Origin of the sequence: Pseudomonas sp. R4-35-07, from assembly GCF_003852235.1 — a bacterium.
Classification (GTDB): domain Bacteria; phylum Pseudomonadota; class Gammaproteobacteria; order Pseudomonadales; family Pseudomonadaceae; genus Aquipseudomonas.
Genome location: NZ_CP027732.1, coordinates 3,057,527 through 3,074,561, shown reverse-complemented (window position 1 = coordinate 3,074,561; position 17,035 = coordinate 3,057,527). Strand labels below are relative to the sequence as shown.

Sequence of the window (17,035 nt, the reverse complement as noted above, 5' to 3'; positions counted from 1 at the left end):
CGCAAATTTGCCGCCTACAACCCGGAATCATGCAGGTCGTTGTTGCATTTATGCACACCGCGTCAAACCACGCGACTGGCCAGGACTTCGCCGATACTGCGCCGTCGCGCATGGCCTTCGGCGGCATGAATCAATTGCTCCAGCTCCGTGGGCTCGACGTCGAAGAACTGCTCCATGTCGGCCAATGCCAACTTGAGGTCGGCGGCGGTGATGGCCGGGTCGGTCACCGGCGCGCTGCCGAGCATGACAGGTACCGGTTCGGCTTGTCCCTTGGGATAACGCGTGCGGGTGGCATTGTTGTAGGCCAGCGCACACGCCAGCAGGGCAGCGGCGCCGAGCATGACCGGTGCCAGTTCGTGCCAGCCGAGGGCGATGGAGGCAGGGTCGGCCAGTACCAGCGTCATGGCCAGGCCACCGGCCGGGGGATGCAGGCAGCGCAGCCAGCAGATCAGCACGACCGTCATGCCCGCCGCCAGGCAAGCGCTGCCCAGGGTGCGTCCCAACACCCGCGCCACGAGCAATGCCACCACGCCAGCACACAGATAGCTGCCCATGATCGACCAGGGTTGTGCCAGCGCCCCCGACGACACGGCAAACAGCAGCACCGCCGACGCCCCCAGCGGGCCGAGCAGGTGCAGGGCGACTTCCATGCCGAACACCTGGGCACACACCCAGACACTGAGCAGTGTGCCCAAGGCCATGCCGATGGCGGCGCGACTCCATTCGGAAGGACGGGTATTGATGGCAGCAGGTAACCAGCGAGCGAGCATTGAAGAGGGGTCCTGAAACTGAGGGCGAAAAAAAAGGCCTGCCTGGTTTCCCGGAAAAGCCCTTGAAAGTTCCAACATTGGGGGAAGGAACCCAAACAGTGTGCCAACTGAGTTGCAGCGGCGCCAATGCATATTAATGAGGGTTGAATGCAAAAATTATGTACTTAAGGAGCTTCGTCAAAAAAGATCCGATTGGTGTTATGGGCGGCGGGCGTGCAGATCTTGCCCAGTACAAGGCTGTCGACTTCCTCATTGAACAGGCGTTTTTGCAGGTTCGCCTGCAAGCCTGGTTCGTCGGCCAGCGGCCCCTTCAACGCTACCAGCGCGTCACGTAAGCCCCTCAACCGATCCAGTCTCGGCGCGGCTACAGATAACCGATCCTCTCGCACGGCATTGCCCTCCTTGTTGTTATGTCGTTATGCAGGTTCCCTGACCAGGGCTGTTACAGGCAGCCCTTGATACGGGTGGTAGATAGTTAATGCCCTTGCAAACGAGTCTACAGTTGGGCTCCGGGCACCGGAAGGCGAAGTTCAGCGGCCGTTACGCAAAGCACTGTAGGGGGTTTCTCGGTGATTATGATGAAAAACGCCCAGGGGGTTTATAAGCGGGCGTTTTTCTTACGTGACGGCTGCAAACACACTCAAAGAGGTGCTTTTTTCTCCAGGTGCAACAACACGTAGGGGGTCATATCGAACGCCCCGGTGAGCGTCGGCGTGAGCGCACGCAAGCGTGGGTCAGTCAGGCTGTTAAAGTCGGCCTGGCTCATCACCAGCCAGGCGGGCGCCTGAACAGGCTGGAGCTCGACGGGCAACTGGGTAAATAGTGGAACCTTGTCGCAATTGAAGTTGACCATGAACTTGATGGCTTTTGCGTCTTTGCCCAACGCATGCAAGACCAATGGCGCCGGTTGTTGCAGGATCTGCTCCTTGGCCGCCAGGGTGAACGTACGGGTGTCGTAAAGGCTGCGCTCCAAGGGTTCGACCACCATGATGTAAGTCGTCCAGATCGCCATGACTGCGGCGAATGCCGCACCGACCGGGCGCAGTCGAGCCCGGAACAGTGCCAACAACGCCAGTACCTGCAGCACCGCCAGTACGCCAAACATCGGCCCGAGATCGGCCAACAGTTGCGGGTAACGCCGTCGCGCAACGATCAGGCCCACCGCCAACAGCGCCGGCAGCAGCGTCCACAGCGCCAGCATCAAACCGCGTAATCCGCTGAACAGACGGCCTTGGGCGACCTGAAACGGATACGCGGCAATGATCGCTGCCATCGGCAGCATCGGCAGGATATACCGCGCCTTTTTAGCCTGGGGCACCGACAAGCCAAGCATCACCAAGACACCCGCCGCCGCGCAGTACAGCACCAGCTTCAACGCCGGGTCTGGCGCTCGGCGGCCGCCGCTCACCACGGCCAGCAGCACCAGCAGCGCCACCGGATAGGCCAGGGCGTAGTTGCCGAGGGAGCTGGTGAAGTAATACAGCACGCCGCCAGAGCCTTCGCTGCCATCCATGCGCCCCAGAAACTGCATGCGAATCACCTCACGCATGAAGTCTTCGCCACCGCTGAGCTTGGCCAGCAGCAACAGCAGGCCGATACACGCCGCCAGCAAGGCCAGCGCCAGCAGCCCGAAGCTGAACAACTGGCGCCATTGACGGTTGATCAGGTAATAACTGCAAAGCACCCCGGTAGGAATCACCAGGCCGATTGGCCCACGAATCGCAAACCCCAGCATCAACAGCGCAAACACCCAGTGCAGGCGTTTGGCCGCAGCAAAATGCTCATGGGCATACCCCAGGTAGAACACCGCCAGGGTCACGGCCGCGAGCATCTGGTCCAGGGAGACGGCGCGGGTTTGGCTGATAAAGGTGCTGCTGAGCAGCAACATTGCGATGCTCAGCAGGCCCCAGCGCACGGAGTAGGGCGCGGTGAGTCGATAGACCAGCACTACGATCGACGCCGAAGCCACAGCGCTGGGCAGCCAGGCCGTGAAGCTGGTGACCTGGCCGATAGGCAGGGAGAGCAGCCAGGTCAGCAGGGTCGAGGTGGCCAGGTAATCGGCATACGGCTGGCCGTAAGTGGTGGGAAAGAAGCTCGGCCCATGGCGCAGCATCTCCTGGGCAAACACCACGAAGCGTGAGTCGAAGCCGATAATCGCCTGGTGCCAGCTGCCGGCGATGAACAGCAGCAGCGCCAACAGCCCCAGACCCAGTGACTGTCGGCGCAGCGTTGGCGTGAGCAGGGGCGGGTGAACCTTGTGCACTGATCAGCCTGCCTTGGCCTGTTGCACCCAGTTTTGCTGGGGGATCGGCAACTCGCACGAGTCACCACGGCCAATCGGGAAGTATTTGAAGCCTTTGCGCGTCAGGCGCTCGCCGTCGTACAGGTTGCGACCATCGAAGATCACCGGGGTTTTCAGGCGCTGGTGGATCAGGTCGAAGTCCGGTGCCTTGAATTGCTGCCACTCGGTGCAGACGACCAGCGCATCGGCGCCGCCCAGGGTGGATTCCGGCGTGCCCATCAGCATCAGTCGTGGGTCGTCACCATAGATGCGCTGGGTTTCCTGCATGGCTTCGGGGTCGAACGCACGTACATTGGCGCCGGCGGCCCACAAGGCTTCCATCAGCACGCGGCTCGGCGCGTCACGCATGTCGTCGGTGTTGGGCTTGAAGGCCAGGCCCCACAGGGCGAAGGTCTTACCGCGCAGGTCGCCCTTGAAGAACGCGTTGATGCGCTCGAACAACTTGCTTTTCTGGCGCTGGTTGATCGCTTCCACGGCTTCCAGCAGGTCGCTGGAACAGTTGGCCTGCTTGGCGCTGTGGATCAGGGCGCGCATGTCTTTGGGGAAACAGGAGCCGCCGTAGCCGCAACCGGGATAAATGAAGTGGTAGCCGATGCGCGAGTCGGCGCCAATGCCCAGGCGCACGGCTTCGATGTCGGCGCCCAGGTGTTCGGCCAGCTCGGCGATCTGGTTGATAAAGCTGATCTTGGTGGCGAGCATGCAGTTGGCGGCGTACTTGGTCAGTTCGGCGCTGCGCAGGTCCATGAAGATAATGCGGTCATGGTTGCGGTTGAACGGTGCGTACAGGTCGCGCATCACCTCCCGCACTTCTTCGCGCTCACAGCCAATGATGATGCGGTCCGGGCGGCGGCAGTCGGCCACGGCCGAGCCTTCCTTGAGGAATTCCGGGTTGGAGACAATATCGAATTGCAGCTCACGGCCGGCGGCGCGCAGGTTTTTTTCGATATGCGCGCGCAGGGTGTCGCCGGTGCCGACGGGAACAGTGGACTTTTCCACCAGGATTACCGGCGCCACGCGATGGCGCGCCACCGCGTCACCCACCGACAACACGTATTTGAGGTCGGCCGAACCGTCCTCATCCGACGGCGTACCCACCGCAATGAACAGCACCTCACCATGCTCGACGGCGAGTTTTTCGTCGTAGGTGAAATGCAGGCGTCCGCTTTCCAGGTTTTCCTTGACCATGGCCGCCAGGCCCGGCTCGAAGATCGTCACATGGCCTTTCTGCAGCGACTCGACCTTGCTCCGGTCAACGTCCATGCAAATAACATCGTGACCGACTTCGGCTAATACGGTGGCCTGTACCAAGCCGACGTAACCACTACCAAATACACTGATTTTCATGGGGTATTCCTGGGACTTGAGGTGCTAGCACGACGAGAGTTGATAACCAGTACGCCGAGGATGACCAAGGCCACCCCCAGGGTTTTTGCAAGCGAAAAGTGTTCGTTGAATACCGGCAGGCAGGCGGCCAGCAGGTACACCAGCGCGTAGCTGATGCTCAGCAGCGAGTAAGCGCGCCCGAGGGGCAAGTGCTTCAGCGCGCCGAGCCAGCAGAGCATCGACAGTGCATAGGCACTGATCGCCAGGGCCACCACGCCCAGGGCGCTCAGGTCGATGCTGGCGCTGCTCAAGGCGCTCAGCCACGCATCCGGCAACGGAAGGCGTGTCATGCTCCAGCGCATGCCCAATTGGGCCACGCTGACCAGGCCGACACTGCCCAGGGCCAGGGCGAAACCGCGCATCCGGCTCATACCTGGCGCCCCAGCAGCACAACACCGGCAATGATCAGCACCACGCCCAGCCAGTGGCGGCCATCGATGTGTTCAGCAAACACAAAGCGCGCCACCAGCGTGACAACGACAAAGTTCATGCTGAGCATCGGGTAGGCAATCCCGACTTCCAGGCGCTGCAACACCAGCAGCCACACCAGCAAACCCATGCCCAGGCACACCAGGGCCGACCACAACCAGGGTGAGCGCAGCTTCAGCGCCCAACCGTCGGGCAATTCACGCCAGCTTTCCACGGCAAATTTCTGCGAGACCTGGCCCGCGCATGTGAGCAGGCAGGCGCTGAGTAACAGAAGCAGGGTGATCATTGCGCGACCTGCGGGAAAATCAGAATCACGATATTGCCCTGCGCATAGCGCTTGCCATCTGCAGGCAGTAGGGCGAGCTCTTCCCTTTCGCCCTGGCTGTTGACGCGCATCACCACGCCGACGGCGCCGCTGCGGCGGGTTTCGGCCATCCAGGCCTGGATTCGATTGCGGTCGACCAGACGCTGGGCGGTGTCCGCATAAGCCAGGCCGTATTTCACTTCGCCAGAGGTGTTGTAGAGCGTGATGTCGGGCCGTTTCAGGCGCCACGACAGCGCAGCGGAGGCGCCCAGGTCGTTGCTCAACAGCGCAATGGAAGGCTTGAGTTCTTCGGCATGATCGATGATGAACTGGTCCGGGGTCTTGTTATAAACCACCGAATGGGGCAGTGCGGCGGGCACCAGGGCAACCAGCAAGGCACTGCCGATCAGCGGCGCGGCCCACAGTGTCAACGGGCGCGCCGCCTGAAACAGGTTGGCCAGGATCCAGCCGAACAGACAGGTAAACAGCAGCACCAGGCTGAGGGTTTCTTCACCGGGTTCGTACACCGGTTTCTTCCACTGGAACCAGATGATTGCCAACAGGGCGAGCACGCCGATGACCAGGTTCAGCCAACCGTTGATGCGCAATACGCGGCCACGGCCTTGAGCGAGCTTGTCACTCAAGGTCGACCCCATCAGCAAGGCCAGGGGCAGCAGGCACGGCATGATGTAGGCGGGCAGTTTGCCTTTGGCCAGGCTGAAAAAGGCCAGGGGCATCAGCAGCCACAGCAGCAGGAACGCGGTGTTCGGCAGGCGCCGGTCCAGCCACGCCTGTTTGAGGCTGGACGGCAGCAGCGCAACCCAGGGCAGCGTAAACGCCACCAGCAACGGCAGGTAATACCAGAACGGCTCGGCGTGCTGCGCGTCTTCACCGGCAAAGCGCTGGATATGCTCATGCCAGAAGAAGAAGTGCCAGTAATCCGGCTCTTGCAGGTGCACGGCCAGGGCCCATGGCAAGCTGACCAGGATCGCCGCAGCCACGGCCACCGGGCCGAACTTGAACAGTTCCGTCGAGCGTTTCTGCCAGAGGGCGTAGGGCAGGGCGATCAACACCGGCAGCAACCACGCCAGGAAGCCTTTGGTCATGAAACCCATGCCACAGGCCAGGCCGACTACGGCCCAGGACCACAACCTGGCCCGTTGCGTGCGGCTGTCGAAGCAGAACCACAAGGCTACGCCTGTGAGGTTGACCCAGAAGGTGAACTGCGGGTCCAGATTGGCGTAGCCGCCGAGCATCGCCACGCTGACGAAACTCATGTACAGCACGCTGCTGATCAGGCTTTTCTGCGGGTCGTTCCACAACCGGCGGGACATCAGGTAAACCAGCAGGATGCTCAAGCCGGTGCTCAAGGCCGACGCAAAGCGCACGCCGAAGAGGTTCTGGCCGAAGATCGCCTGGCCCAGCGCGATCATCCAGTAGCCCGCCGCCGGCTTCTCGAAATAGCGAATGCCCATGAAGTGCGGCGCGGCCCACTTGCCGGTCAGCAGCATTTCCTGGCTGATCTGCGCATAGCGGGTTTCATCCGGAATCCACAGGCCGTGGGTGGCCAGCGGTAACAGGTAAAGCACGCCAAACGCCAACAGGAGCAAGGGCAATGCCCAGCGGCGGATCATGCCTGCTGCACTCCGAGCCAACCCTCGCGGCCGCTCAATGCGCCGCGCACCAGCTGTTGCTGGGGCAGGGTGGTCACATCGGCGGGCAGTAGCTCGCCCAACGGGGTGAACTCAATGCCGCGCTGCCCTGCCTGGGCGAGCATCTGGCGAAAATCCTGGGCCATCAGAATCCCTTCTACTTCTGCGTGAATGGTGTAGACGTTCAGCTTCGACGCATTGAACCGGTCAAGGATGAACGTGTTGAAGTCCTTGGCAGCCACTACCGGCCCGACGACTTCGTCGAAGGTCGGCAGGTCTACCGGAATTTGTGGGGTGCCCGCGCTGCCATCGGCCAGGGTCGGTCGAAACAGGCTGGTGCCCCGGCAATCACTGTTGTAGCGAAAGTTGAAGGCTTGTTTGGCTTGCACAACACGCTCGTCGGCGCGCCAACCGGCGGCTGCGGAACAGTCGATCCGCTCACCGAGGATGTCGCTCAAGGTATCCACGCCGCGTCGGATCTGCTCGACCAGTTGTGCGTCGCTCCAGCGCCCGGTGTTGGCCTGCCAGCCGTGGTGGTCCCACGCGTGCAGGCCGACTTCATGCCCGGCGGCCTTGGCCTGGCGCATCAAGTGCCCCAGGTCACGGCCAATCGGCTTGCCCGGCCAGGCGGTGCCGGCCAGCAGGATGTCCCAGCCATACAGGCCGGCGGCATTGGAACGCAGCATTTTCCACAGGAACTGCGGGCGGATCAGGCGCCACAAGTGGCGCCCCATGTTGTCCGGCCCGACGCTGAAGAAGAACGTCGCTTTAATCCCGGCTTCGTCCAGGGACTCGAGCAGCCGTGGCACGCCTTCACGGGTGCCTCGGTAGGTGTCGACGTCGATGCGCAGGCCTGCCTTCATTACTTTTTATCCGCTATTTCAAGCATTGCTTCACGCAGGAAGAAGTCCAGCGTGTTGCCGATGGTCTCGCTCATCGCCACGGTCGGCTCCCAGTTCAACAGGCGCTTGGCGTTCTCGATGCTCGGCTTGCGGTGTGCCACGTCCTGGTAACCGGTGCCGTAGAACGCCTTGCTTTCCACGTCGCGAAAACCGGCGAACGGCGGGAAGTTGCCGCGCAGCGGGTGCGCTTCGAACTGACGCAGCAGCTCTTCGCCCAACTGACGGATGCTGGCTTCGTTTTCCGGGTTGCCGATATTGATGATCTGGCCGTCACAGACGCCCTTGTCGTTATCGATGATGCGCGCCAGGGCTTCGATGCCGTCGGCGATGTCGGTGAAGCAACGCTTCTGCTCGCCACCGTCGAACAGGCGGATCGGCGTGCCTTCCACCAGGTTCAGGATCAACTGGGTGATGGCGCGGGAGCTGCCGATACGCGCCGAGTCCAGGCGGTCCAGGCGCGGGCCCATCCAGTTGAACGGACGGAACAGGGTAAATTTGAGGCCCTTGTCGCCGTAGGCCCAGATCACGCGGTCGAGCAGCTGCTTGGAGACCGAGTAGATCCAGCGTTGCTTGTTGACCGGGCCCACTACCAGGTTGGAGGTGTCTTCGTCGAAGTACTGGTCCTGGCACATGCCATAGACTTCGGACGTGGAGGGGAAGATCACGCGCTTGTTGTACTTGACGCAGTAGCGCACCAGCTTGAGGTTTTCTTCAAAATCCAGCTCGAACACGCGCAGCGGGTTGCGGGTGTATTCGATCGGCGTGGCGATGGCCACCAGCGGCAGCACCACGTCGCACTTCTTGATGTGGTACTCGATCCACTCGGTGTGAATGCTGATATCGCCTTCCACATAGTGGAAATTGGGGTGGCTGCGCAGGCGCTCGATGGCGTCTGAACCGATATCCAGGCCGTAGACTTCATAGCGGTCGTCACGCAACAGGCGCTCGGACAGGTGGTTACCGATAAAGCCGTTCACGCCCAGGATCAGCACGCGGGTGCGGCGTGGCTTGCGGCCCGACTCGGCGCCGCGCAGCACGGAGCCGTCCACCAGGCCCAGTTCATCGGCCAGGGACGGGCCGGCCAGGTACAGGCCGTTGTCGTTGCGCTGGCCGAACTTGATCACCAGCGAGTCTTCACCGCAGGCGATGCGCAGCGGGTTGACGCTGATCACGCGGCCCGGCGCCAGGCCTTCGTTGCCTTTGGCCACGTCGGCCTGCCAAACGATGAGCTTGTGCTCGCCCACCGCGCAAAAGGCGCCAGGGTAAGGCTGAGTCACGGCGCGCACCAGGTTGAACAATGCTTCGGCGGGCTTGTTCCAGTCGATCTTGCCATCGGCGGCGGTACGGCGGCCGAAGCAGGTCGCCTGGCTTTCGTCCTGGGCAGTTTCAGCCAGTTTGCCCTGGGCCAGTTGCGGCAGGGCGTCGCGCAGCAGGTGGCTGGCGGCCTCTAGCAGCTTGGCGTGCAGGCTCAGGCCGGTGTCGCTGCGCTCGATGCTGACTTTGTGTTGGGCCAGGATCGCGCCGGCATCGGCACGCTTGACCATGCGGTGCAGGGTCACGCCGGTTTCGGTTTCACCGTTGACCAGCACCCAGTTGGCTGGCGCGCGGCCACGGTATTTGGGCAGCAGCGAACCATGCAGGTTGAATGCGCCTTGGCGGGCGAGGGCCAGCAGCGGTTCGCTGAGCAGGTTGCGGTAGTAGAACGAGAAGATGAAATCCGGGTTCAGCTTGGCGATGCGTTCGACCCACAGCGGGTGGTTCGCGTCTTCCGGGGCGTGCACCGGGATACCGTTGCGGGCGCACAGCTGGGCGACGGAGCCGTAGAAGTTGTTTTCCTTGGGGTCGTCGGCATGGGTGAACACGGCGGCAATGTCGTAGCCCGCAGCGAGCAGGGCTTCGATACCCGCACAGCCAATATCGTGGTAGGCGAATACAACGGCTTTTGAACTCATGACTGGACCTGATCGGAAGAAGAAGTAGAAGTATGGGAAGACACCAGGCCATCGACGACGACCACGGGAGCCGGTGCTGCCGGTTGGTTGCGCAGCACTTTTTCAATGAAGAAACGCGGGCGTGCGCGCACATCGCTGTACATGCGCCCCAGGTATTCGCCCAGCAGGCCCATGCCGATGAACTGGCCACCGGTGAATACGAACAGCACGGCAAACAGCACGAACAGGCCGTCGCCCGCCCAAGTGGCACCGAAGGCCAGGCGCATGACGATCAGCGCGAAGGCAAACAGCACGCCCAGCGCCGCCAGGCTGAACCCGACGATGGACAGCAGGCGCAACGGCGTGGTGGTCATGCAGGTGAGCAGGTCGAACATCAGGCTGATCAGGCGCATAGCGCTGTATTTGGATTCGCCGTGTTCACGCTCGGCGTGGTGCACCAGGATCTCCGTGGTGTGCCGGGCGAAGCCGTTGGCCAGGATCGGGATAAAGGTGCTGCGTTCGCGGCAAGCCAGCATTGCGTCGACGATGGTGCGGCGGTAGGCGCGCAGCATGCAGCCGTAATCGGTCATGGCCACGCCGGTGGAGCGCTGCACGGCGAGGTTGATCAGGCGCGAAGGCCAGCGACGGAAGGCCGAATCCTGGCGGTTGTTGCGCACCGTGGCGACCACGTCGTAGCCCAGCGCGGCTTGTTCCACCAGGCGCGGGATTTCTTCCGGCGGGTTTTGCAGGTCGGCGTCGAGGGTAATCACCACTTCGCCGCGGCACTGTTCGAAACCCGCCATGATAGCGGCGTGCTGGCCATAGTTACGGTTGAGAATCACCGCCACCACCTTGCTGCCATCTTCGGCGGCGGCGTCTTCGAGCAATTGCGCCGAATTGTCGCGGCTACCGTCATCCACCAGGATGATTTCGTAGTCGTAGGCCAGCTGTTGGCAAGCGGCCGTGGTGCGGCGCAGCAACTCAGGCAGACTCTCTTGCTCGTTATAGACCGGAATAACGATCGATACGCAATGAATGGGGTAGGGTTTCAAAGATTAATGACCTCGGCTGGAGCAACTTGGAGCGCGAAAACAGCAGCGATTATTGGGCAAAACTACGGCCCGCAGATGACAAAACGGCACTAAAGATAAAGTGTAATCAACAGGTTAGTCGATAAACCCCGGATTGTTCTGAAGTGATGCCTATAAGGTTAAGCGCAAAAATGTTCAACGAATATGAAAGGCGGATGAAAAACTCGTTTATTTGACAGGTAGACAGCCAGTGTTCAGCTATGTGGCCAAGGTGTTAAACCTTGTGAATGTTCAGCCGAATAGGAACGGGCTGGCACGTATTTGGTTCAGGTGATCGGCGCACGTGATGGCTCCACTGCCTGTATTCAACAATCTTCTCTGCATTGCCCTTCAAGTGCCGGTAAAGTAAGCCATCTCTTGCCAGGGTACTCGGATGAATAGCGTGCAGCTTTTACGCGGCCAGTTGCGGCCGGTGTTGATCGGATTGTTAGTGTGCGTCGCCTGTGTCACCACAGTGCGGGCCGATGAGGGTGTGACCCTGGCGAGCATTGACCAGGTACCGGAGGGCGTCGAAGTACGCGGCAAGCAGGTCGCTGCCTATACCTGGGACGACCGCCAGGGCAAGAACCTGCTGGTGCTGGCCGAACAGGTCAGCGAGCGAGACGACGATGGCACCCAGTCGGCCTTTGTCTACGCGGCCCAGTACCTGCTGGCCGGCGAGCATCCCAAGCGCGTGTGGATGCTTTACGACGATGTGCGCCAGTGCGAGTTCGACGCCGGGCTGCACTTTGACACGGCAGCCACCCGAGTCACCGACCTTTTGGGTGACGGCACGACCCAGGCGACTGTCGGCTACTCGCGCACCTGCACCAGCGACGTGAGCCCCAATGAATTCAAGCTGATCATGCATGCCGGCAAATCCGAGAAGTATCGCCTGCGCGGCGTCGACCGTTTCGGCGCAGCCTGGTGGGACGAAGACGCCGGCGCCCTGCGCGGCATGCCGTTGCCGACCGATTGCAGCGTTGCCGCGCAGCAGGCGCTGGTCAGCCAGTACAAAGAGCAGGGCACCGAGCTACCGCTGCCGGGCTGCTATGGCGACGAGAAGGATTTTGCCAAGGCGCCGGACAGCTACCTGGCGTTCATGCGTCAGCACTGGTTTGCGCTGATGAAAAAACAGGACGCCGACTGGAGCCAGTCCCAGACCCAACCCCAGCAGCCCACGGAAGAGGATGACGTGGCGCCGTGATTTGATGGCAGTGCCCGGATTGCGCTAGACTCGGCCCTCGCCAATTCAATAAATATCGCGATTAATCAATAGATTGCTCGTGATATTTAATCCAAAGGCTGATCTACCTTGACTGAGTCCATCCGCAACCCGCTGACCCTTTATCTCACCCGCCTGGCGCCCTCCAGCCAGCTGACCATGCGCTACGTGCTGCAGGACGCCGCCGACCGCCTGGGCTTTGAAGACGTCAACCTTGAAGACATCGACTGGCACCTGCTGCAGCCCGAACAGGTAATCGCCCTGGTTGCTGCGTTGCGCGAAGACGGCTATGCGCCGAACACCTCGTCGCTGTATGTGAATGCCGTGCGCGGGGTGATGAACGAAGCATGGCGGATGAGCCTGATCAGCCAGGAACACTTGTTGAAGATGCGCTCGGTCAAGGCCGCGTCCGGTACGCGCCTGGGGCAGGGGCGTAACCTGCGCCGCACGTTGATCCGCGAAATGATGGAGGTCTGCGCCGCCGACCCGCGCCCGCAAGGCCTGCGCGATGCCGCCGTGATCGGCATCCTGTACGGCTCGGGCATGCGCAAATCGGAGTCGGTCAACCTTGACCTGGCGCAGATCGATTTTGAGCAGCGCAGCTTGCGCGTGATCGGCAAGGGCGATAAAGAGCTGATCAAGTACGCGCCAGACTGGGCTTTCGCCAAGCTCCAAGCCTGGCTGGAGTTTCGTCGCGGGCAACTCAAGGAGGGCGAACAGGACGACCCGTTCCTGTTCAACCGTATCCGTCGCGGCAGCCATATCACCCGGGAACGCATCACTAAACACGCGATTTACTACATCGCTCGCCAGCGCGGGGACCAGGTGGGCGTGAAGATCATGCCCCATGATTTTCGCCGCTCGTTCATTACCCGGGTGATCGAGGAGCATGACCTGTCGATCGCGCAGAAGCTGGCCCATCACACCAACATCCAGACCACCGCCAGCTATGACGTGCGTGACGACAATGAGCGGCGGCGCGCGGTAGATCGCTTCGATTTGTAAGGTTCAAGCACTCGCCAGGTGCGGCGGCAAGCGGCGCAGCGTCCATATCACCGTGAGCAGGGCGGCGGCCGCGCACAGCGCGATCCCCACCAGCATCGGCGCAGGCGTATGGTCGGCGAACAGCCCCACCAGCGTCATGGACACAGCGGCGGTGACCATCTGAATCGCGCCCAGCAACGCCGACGCCGACCCTGCCACCGCACCGTGATCCTCCAGCGACAAGACTCCGGCGGCCGGCAACAACAGGCCGAGAAAACCGAAGCCAACAAACAGCAGGGTCATCATCAACGCCAGGCTATCGCCCCACAGCGTGGTGGCCGCCAGCAACGCCATCACGGCCGCCACGGCAATTACCGACCAGCGAATCAACGGTGCCAGGCCAAAGCGCGCGCTCAGGCGGGCCGTCAGCTGGCTCATGGCGAAAAACGAGGCGGCGTTGACGGCAAAGCACAGGCTGAACTGGGTAGGCGTCAGGCCGAAATACTGGATATACACGAACGGCGCGCTGCCGATAAACACAAAGAACGTGGCCAGGCCAAAACCGCTGACCACCGCCAGGCCGATAAACACCGGGTCGCGCAGCAGCGCGCCGTAGCTGCGGATCGCACCGCCCAGGGTTATGCCCAGGCGCCGCTCGGCCGGGTGGGTTTCGGGCAGTTGTACAACGGTCATCACCAGGCACAGCACGGCCACCACCGCCAGCACGGCGAACACCTCGCGCCAGCTCCAGAGTGAAATCACCACACTGCCGGCCAGGGGCGCGAGGATCGGCGACACACTCATCACCAGCATCAGCAACGCCATCAAGCGCGCGGCCTGATGGCCGGTATAGAGGTCGCGCACGATCGCTCGCGGGATGACCATGCCGGCGCACGCGCCAAATGCTTGCAGGGCGCGAAACCCGATCAGCACTTCAATGGTCGGCGCCAGTGCGCAACCGACGCTGGCCACGGCGAAAATCACCAGGCCGGCATAGATCGGCGGCTTGCGCCCATATACATCGCTGAGCGGCCCGTAGAACAGCTGGCAGACGCCGATGATCATGAAAAATACCGTGAGGCTCATCTGCACGGCGGCGGGCGACGCCTGCAGGCTGGCGCCCAGGGTGGGGAGGGCGGGGAGGTAGCTGTCGATGGCGAACGGGCCGATGGCGGTGATCAACCCCAGCAGCAAGGCGAGGTGGGCAATACGTTGAGGCATGGGTGTCCCGGGCAGGCAAAAGACGCCCAGCTTAAGGTATCCGCGCAGATCCGCAAACTTGAGCTTCACTAACAGCCAGTGATGCCGATAACGCTAGTAACGACGCATCGGCGCTTGGGTAGGGGGATATCCGCATGACGATCAAGTTACGCTTAACGCTGTTGATTGCGACCGGGTTGCTGACCGCCGCGGTCATGAGCCTGGCCGGTTACCTTGGAAACCGGCAGATGAGCGCTGCCGTGCAGGAAAACGAGGTCAGCATGACCGTTTTGCGCAACCACATGGAAGCCGACATGATGCATGACGCGCTGCGAGCCGATGTGTTGTCCGCCATGCTGGTAGGCCTGGGCAAAAGCACCACCAGCGCCGCAGAGGTCAACAGCTCGCTCAAGGAGCACGCCGAGCACTTTCGCCAGTCGCTGGACGCCAACCTCAAGTTGCCGTTGGAAGCCACGCTCAAAATCAATCTCGACAACATCAAGCCCAGCCTGGACACCTACATCGGCGCCGCCGAGCGTATCGTCGCGCTGGCCTTGGGCAACCCCGAAGGCGCTCGCGGGGAGCTTGAAACCTTCAATAAAGCCTTCAGCCAGCTTGAAGATCAAATGGGCGCCTTCAGCGAGTTGATCGAAAGCCATACCGAACGCACGGGCGAAGCCACCCAACGCACCATCCATAACGCCAATCTGATCCTGGGCGCGGTACTGATCGCCAGCCTGTTGCTACTGCTGGCCCAGGGACGCTGGGTAATCCTCAGCATCATGGGGCCTCTGCAAGCAGCCAGCCGCATCGCCGCGAGTATCGCCAGCGGCAACTTGAGCGAACCGATTGTCGAGCCCAACCGCAAGGACGAAGCCAGTTCATTGATTCGCAGCCTGGCCACCATGCAGCGCGACCTGCGCGGCATGATCGACGTGGTGCGCAGCAATGCCCATGGCGTCAATGGCGTGAGCGAACGACTGAGCCAGGGCTGCCATGAAGTGGCGGGCAGCAGCCAGCAGCAAAGCGCCGCCGCCAGCACCATGGCCGCCGCCGCCAGCGAAATGACCGCCAGCATCGAAGAAATCACTCGCCACGCCGGGCGCGCGCTGGACATGGCCAACCAGGCCGAAGCCCTGGCCAAGGACGGCGGCCGGGTGATTCACCAAGTGGTCAGCGACATGGACGGCATTGCTCGTTCCGCCCAGCAATCGGCTCTGGTCATTCGCACCCTGGACAAGGAATCCGAGGCCATCTACAGCATCATCCAAGTGATCAAGGGCATCGCCGACCAAACCAACCTGCTGGCCCTCAACGCCGCCATCGAAGCCGCTCGCGCCGGTGAACAAGGGCGCGGTTTTGCCGTTGTTGCCGACGAGGTGCGCAGCCTGGCCGGCCGCACCAGCGCCTCCACCCAGGAAATCGCCAGCATGGTCGGGCGTATCCAGCAAAGCACCCGGGAGGCGGTGACCAGTATGGAGGAGGGCGTCGCCCAGGTGGACAAAGGCATGGCCGTGACCGCCGATGTGGAGCGCGCCATTCGCGAGATTCTGCAGGCCACCTTGAGCACCACGGAGTTGGTCAATGACATCTCCCGGACCATCGGCGAGCAGAGCCTGGCCAGCAATGAAATTGCCCATCAAGTGGAAATGATTGCCGGTATGTCGCAAAACAATAGCCGCGTCATCGGTGAAACAGCCGCGACCACCGATGAGCTGGCCGGCCTGGCCGGGAAATTGTCGCAGTCGGTGGATCGGTTCAGCGTGTAGACCTGTTGATCAAGGGCCGGCCTCTGAGGCCGGTTTTTTTTGTCCGCAGAAAGGGGAACCGGGTAAGACCATCCGGCAAAATTGATTCGATCCCACAAAAAAAGATTGAATATTCACACCTAATGTTATTTAAATAACAAAACAAGAGCGGCACGCCTTGCCTCGTCGTGCCGTAACAAGGTGGAATAGCAATGAGCAAGATCGCAGTCATCGGCAGCAACATGGTTGATCTGATTACCTACATCGACCGCATGCCGGCCCAGGGCGAGACCCTCGAAGCGCCGGGTTTTGCCCTCGGTTGCGGCGGCAAGGGGGCCAACCAGGCCGTCGCGGCCGCCAAGTTGGGGGCTGATGTCCTAATGCTAAGCAAGGTCGGCGACGACATGTTTGCCGACAACACTGTGGCCAACTTCCAACGCTTTGGCATCGACACCCGTTACGTGCAGCGCGTGCCGGGTGTTTCCAGCGGCGTCGCGCCGATCTTCGTGCGAACTGACTCGCACAACAGCATATTGATCGTCAAAGGAGCCAATTCGCATCTGTCGCCGGCGGACATCGATGCCGCTGCAGCGGACCTGCGTGAGTGCACGCTGATCGTGCTGCAGTTGGAAATCAACGTGGAGACGGTCTACCACGCCATCGAATTCGCTCACCGACACGCTATCGCGGTGCTGCTCAACCCGGCACCGGCGCTGACCGGGTTGAGCGCCGAGCACTTGGCGCAGCTGGACTTCCTGATCCCCAACGAATCGGAACTGGCGCTGATCACCGGTCACGTCGTGAACTCGCCGGCCTCGGCCCAGGCCGCCGCGCGCAGCCTTCTCACCAGCGGCATTCGCCACGTGATCGTCACCCTTGGCGAGCACGGTGCGTTGTACGTGGGCGAAGAGGGCGAATTCCATGTGCCCGGCGTACAGGTGGTGGCCCGTGATACCACGGGGGCCGGCGATGCCTTTATCGGATGCTTCATTCACCACTGGAACCGCGACGGCCATATCCGTCAGGCCATTGAACAGGCGGTAGCGTATTCCGCGTGCTCGGTCATGGCGCTGGGTACGCAAACGTCTTATCCCGACCACGAAACGTTCACGCGTTTCCAGCAACAGCGGTAATA

Annotated in this window: 15 protein-coding genes and 1 pseudogene; 5 read left to right on the top strand and 11 right to left on the bottom strand. The window is 61.8% G+C overall.

Annotated elements, in window-relative coordinates:
- Positions 1–62 precede the first annotated feature (62 nt).
- From C4J89_RS13975 to arnC, 10 genes are all read right to left on the bottom strand, one after another.
- Positions 63–770 carry an HPP family protein gene (locus C4J89_RS13975; RefSeq protein WP_124362935.1) on the bottom strand — a complete coding sequence of 236 codons (708 nt, stop codon included), beginning with the start codon at positions 768–770 and terminating at the stop codon, positions 63–65.
- A 164-nt stretch (positions 771–934) separates the two neighbouring features.
- Positions 935–1,114, bottom strand: a complete 180-nt coding sequence (locus C4J89_RS13970) for a hypothetical protein (protein ID WP_124414750.1) — start codon at positions 1,112–1,114, stop codon at positions 935–937.
- Positions 1,115–1,410: 296 nt separating this feature from the next.
- Positions 1,411–3,033, bottom strand: coding sequence for a glycosyltransferase family 39 protein (locus tag C4J89_RS13965; RefSeq protein ID WP_124414749.1), 1,623 nt, complete (start codon positions 3,031–3,033; stop codon positions 1,411–1,413).
- A 3-nt stretch (positions 3,034–3,036) separates the two neighbouring features.
- A complete protein-coding gene (locus tag C4J89_RS13960; protein ID WP_124414748.1) occupies positions 3,037–4,416 on the bottom strand; it encodes a UDP-glucose/GDP-mannose dehydrogenase family protein in 1,380 nt (459 codons plus the stop codon).
- Positions 4,413–4,826 carry a 4-amino-4-deoxy-L-arabinose-phosphoundecaprenol flippase subunit ArnF gene (gene arnF / locus C4J89_RS13955; RefSeq protein ID WP_124414747.1) on the bottom strand — a complete coding sequence of 138 codons (414 nt, stop codon included), beginning with the start codon at positions 4,824–4,826 and terminating at the stop codon, positions 4,413–4,415. The genes C4J89_RS13960 and arnF overlap by 4 nt, the downstream gene beginning before the upstream one ends.
- On the bottom strand, positions 4,823–5,170 hold the full coding sequence (arnE, locus tag C4J89_RS13950; protein ID WP_124362930.1) for a 4-amino-4-deoxy-L-arabinose-phosphoundecaprenol flippase subunit ArnE: 348 nt from the start codon (positions 5,168–5,170) through the stop codon (positions 4,823–4,825). Before arnE ends, arnF begins: the two co-directional genes overlap by 4 nt.
- A complete protein-coding gene (arnT, locus tag C4J89_RS13945; protein ID WP_124414746.1) occupies positions 5,167–6,822 on the bottom strand; it encodes a lipid IV(A) 4-amino-4-deoxy-L-arabinosyltransferase in 1,656 nt (551 codons plus the stop codon). Before arnT ends, arnE begins: the two co-directional genes overlap by 4 nt.
- Positions 6,819–7,703, bottom strand: coding sequence for a 4-deoxy-4-formamido-L-arabinose-phosphoundecaprenol deformylase (gene arnD, locus C4J89_RS13940; protein WP_124414745.1), 885 nt, complete (start codon positions 7,701–7,703; stop codon positions 6,819–6,821). Before arnD ends, arnT begins: the two co-directional genes overlap by 4 nt.
- Positions 7,703–9,694 (bottom strand): bifunctional UDP-4-amino-4-deoxy-L-arabinose formyltransferase/UDP-glucuronic acid oxidase ArnA, encoded by a 1,992-nt coding sequence (arnA, locus tag C4J89_RS13935; RefSeq protein ID WP_124414744.1) that lies wholly within the window; start codon positions 9,692–9,694, stop codon positions 7,703–7,705. The genes arnD and arnA overlap by 1 nt, the downstream gene beginning before the upstream one ends.
- Positions 9,691–10,725, bottom strand: a complete 1,035-nt coding sequence (arnC, locus tag C4J89_RS13930; RefSeq protein ID WP_124362926.1) for an undecaprenyl-phosphate 4-deoxy-4-formamido-L-arabinose transferase — start codon at positions 10,723–10,725, stop codon at positions 9,691–9,693. Before arnC ends, arnA begins: the two co-directional genes overlap by 4 nt.
- 412 nt (positions 10,726–11,137) lie before the next feature.
- Between arnC and C4J89_RS13925 the strand changes: the two genes are divergently transcribed.
- Together C4J89_RS13925 and xerC are read left to right on the top strand one after the other, a co-directional pair.
- Entirely contained in the window at positions 11,138–11,950 is an 813-nt protein-coding gene (locus C4J89_RS13925) for a M949_RS01915 family surface polysaccharide biosynthesis protein (RefSeq protein WP_124414743.1), read from the top strand.
- A 108-nt stretch (positions 11,951–12,058) separates the two neighbouring features.
- Positions 12,059–12,973 (top strand): tyrosine recombinase XerC, encoded by a 915-nt coding sequence (gene xerC / locus C4J89_RS13920; RefSeq protein WP_124414742.1) that lies wholly within the window; start codon positions 12,059–12,061, stop codon positions 12,971–12,973.
- 3 nt (positions 12,974–12,976) lie between these two features.
- On the opposite strand, the gene C4J89_RS13915 is transcribed toward xerC, so the two are convergent.
- Positions 12,977–14,173: a multidrug effflux MFS transporter gene (locus C4J89_RS13915; RefSeq protein ID WP_124414741.1), complete on the bottom strand. Its 1,197-nt coding sequence runs from the start codon at positions 14,171–14,173 to the stop codon at positions 12,977–12,979.
- A gap of 134 nt (positions 14,174–14,307) precedes the next feature.
- Here C4J89_RS13915 and C4J89_RS27490 point away from each other — a divergent pair.
- The 3 genes and pseudogenes from C4J89_RS27490 to rbsK form a co-directional block, all read left to right on the top strand.
- Positions 14,308–15,015, top strand: a pseudogene (locus C4J89_RS27490) (methyl-accepting chemotaxis protein); the annotation flags it as partial.
- A gap of 42 nt (positions 15,016–15,057) precedes the next feature.
- Entirely contained in the window at positions 15,058–15,921 is an 864-nt protein-coding gene (locus C4J89_RS27485; RefSeq protein ID WP_372238019.1) for a methyl-accepting chemotaxis protein, read from the top strand.
- Positions 15,922–16,112: 191 nt separating this feature from the next.
- A complete protein-coding gene (gene rbsK / locus C4J89_RS13905) occupies positions 16,113–17,033 on the top strand; it encodes a ribokinase (protein WP_124414739.1) in 921 nt (306 codons plus the stop codon).
- Positions 17,034–17,035: the final 2 nt, after the last annotated feature.

Bases quoted from the DNA above. Each gene is read 5' to 3' on its own strand.
- C4J89_RS13975 (WP_124362935.1), bottom strand. From the start codon at position 770: ATGCTCGCTCGCTGGTTACCTGCTGCCATCAATACCCGTCCTTCCGAA.
- C4J89_RS13960 (WP_124414748.1), bottom strand. From the start codon at position 4,416: ATGAAAATCAGTGTATTTGGTAGTGGTTACGTCGGCTTGGTACAGGCC.
- arnF (WP_124414747.1), bottom strand. From the start codon at position 4,826: ATGAGCCGGATGCGCGGTTTCGCCCTGGCCCTGGGCAGTGTCGGCCTG.
- arnE (WP_124362930.1), bottom strand. From the start codon at position 5,170: ATGATCACCCTGCTTCTGTTACTCAGCGCCTGCCTGCTCACATGCGCG.
- arnT (WP_124414746.1), bottom strand. From the start codon at position 6,822: ATGATCCGCCGCTGGGCATTGCCCTTGCTCCTGTTGGCGTTTGGCGTG.
- arnD (WP_124414745.1), bottom strand. From the start codon at position 7,703: ATGAAGGCAGGCCTGCGCATCGACGTCGACACCTACCGAGGCACCCGT.
- arnA (WP_124414744.1), bottom strand. From the start codon at position 9,694: ATGAGTTCAAAAGCCGTTGTATTCGCCTACCACGATATTGGCTGTGCG.
- C4J89_RS13925 (WP_124414743.1), top strand. From the start codon at position 11,138: ATGAATAGCGTGCAGCTTTTACGCGGCCAGTTGCGGCCGGTGTTGATC.
- C4J89_RS13915 (WP_124414741.1), bottom strand. From the start codon at position 14,173: ATGCCTCAACGTATTGCCCACCTCGCCTTGCTGCTGGGGTTGATCACC.
- C4J89_RS27485 (WP_372238019.1), top strand. From the start codon at position 15,058: ATGCAGCGCGACCTGCGCGGCATGATCGACGTGGTGCGCAGCAATGCC.
- rbsK (WP_124414739.1), top strand. From the start codon at position 16,113: ATGAGCAAGATCGCAGTCATCGGCAGCAACATGGTTGATCTGATTACC.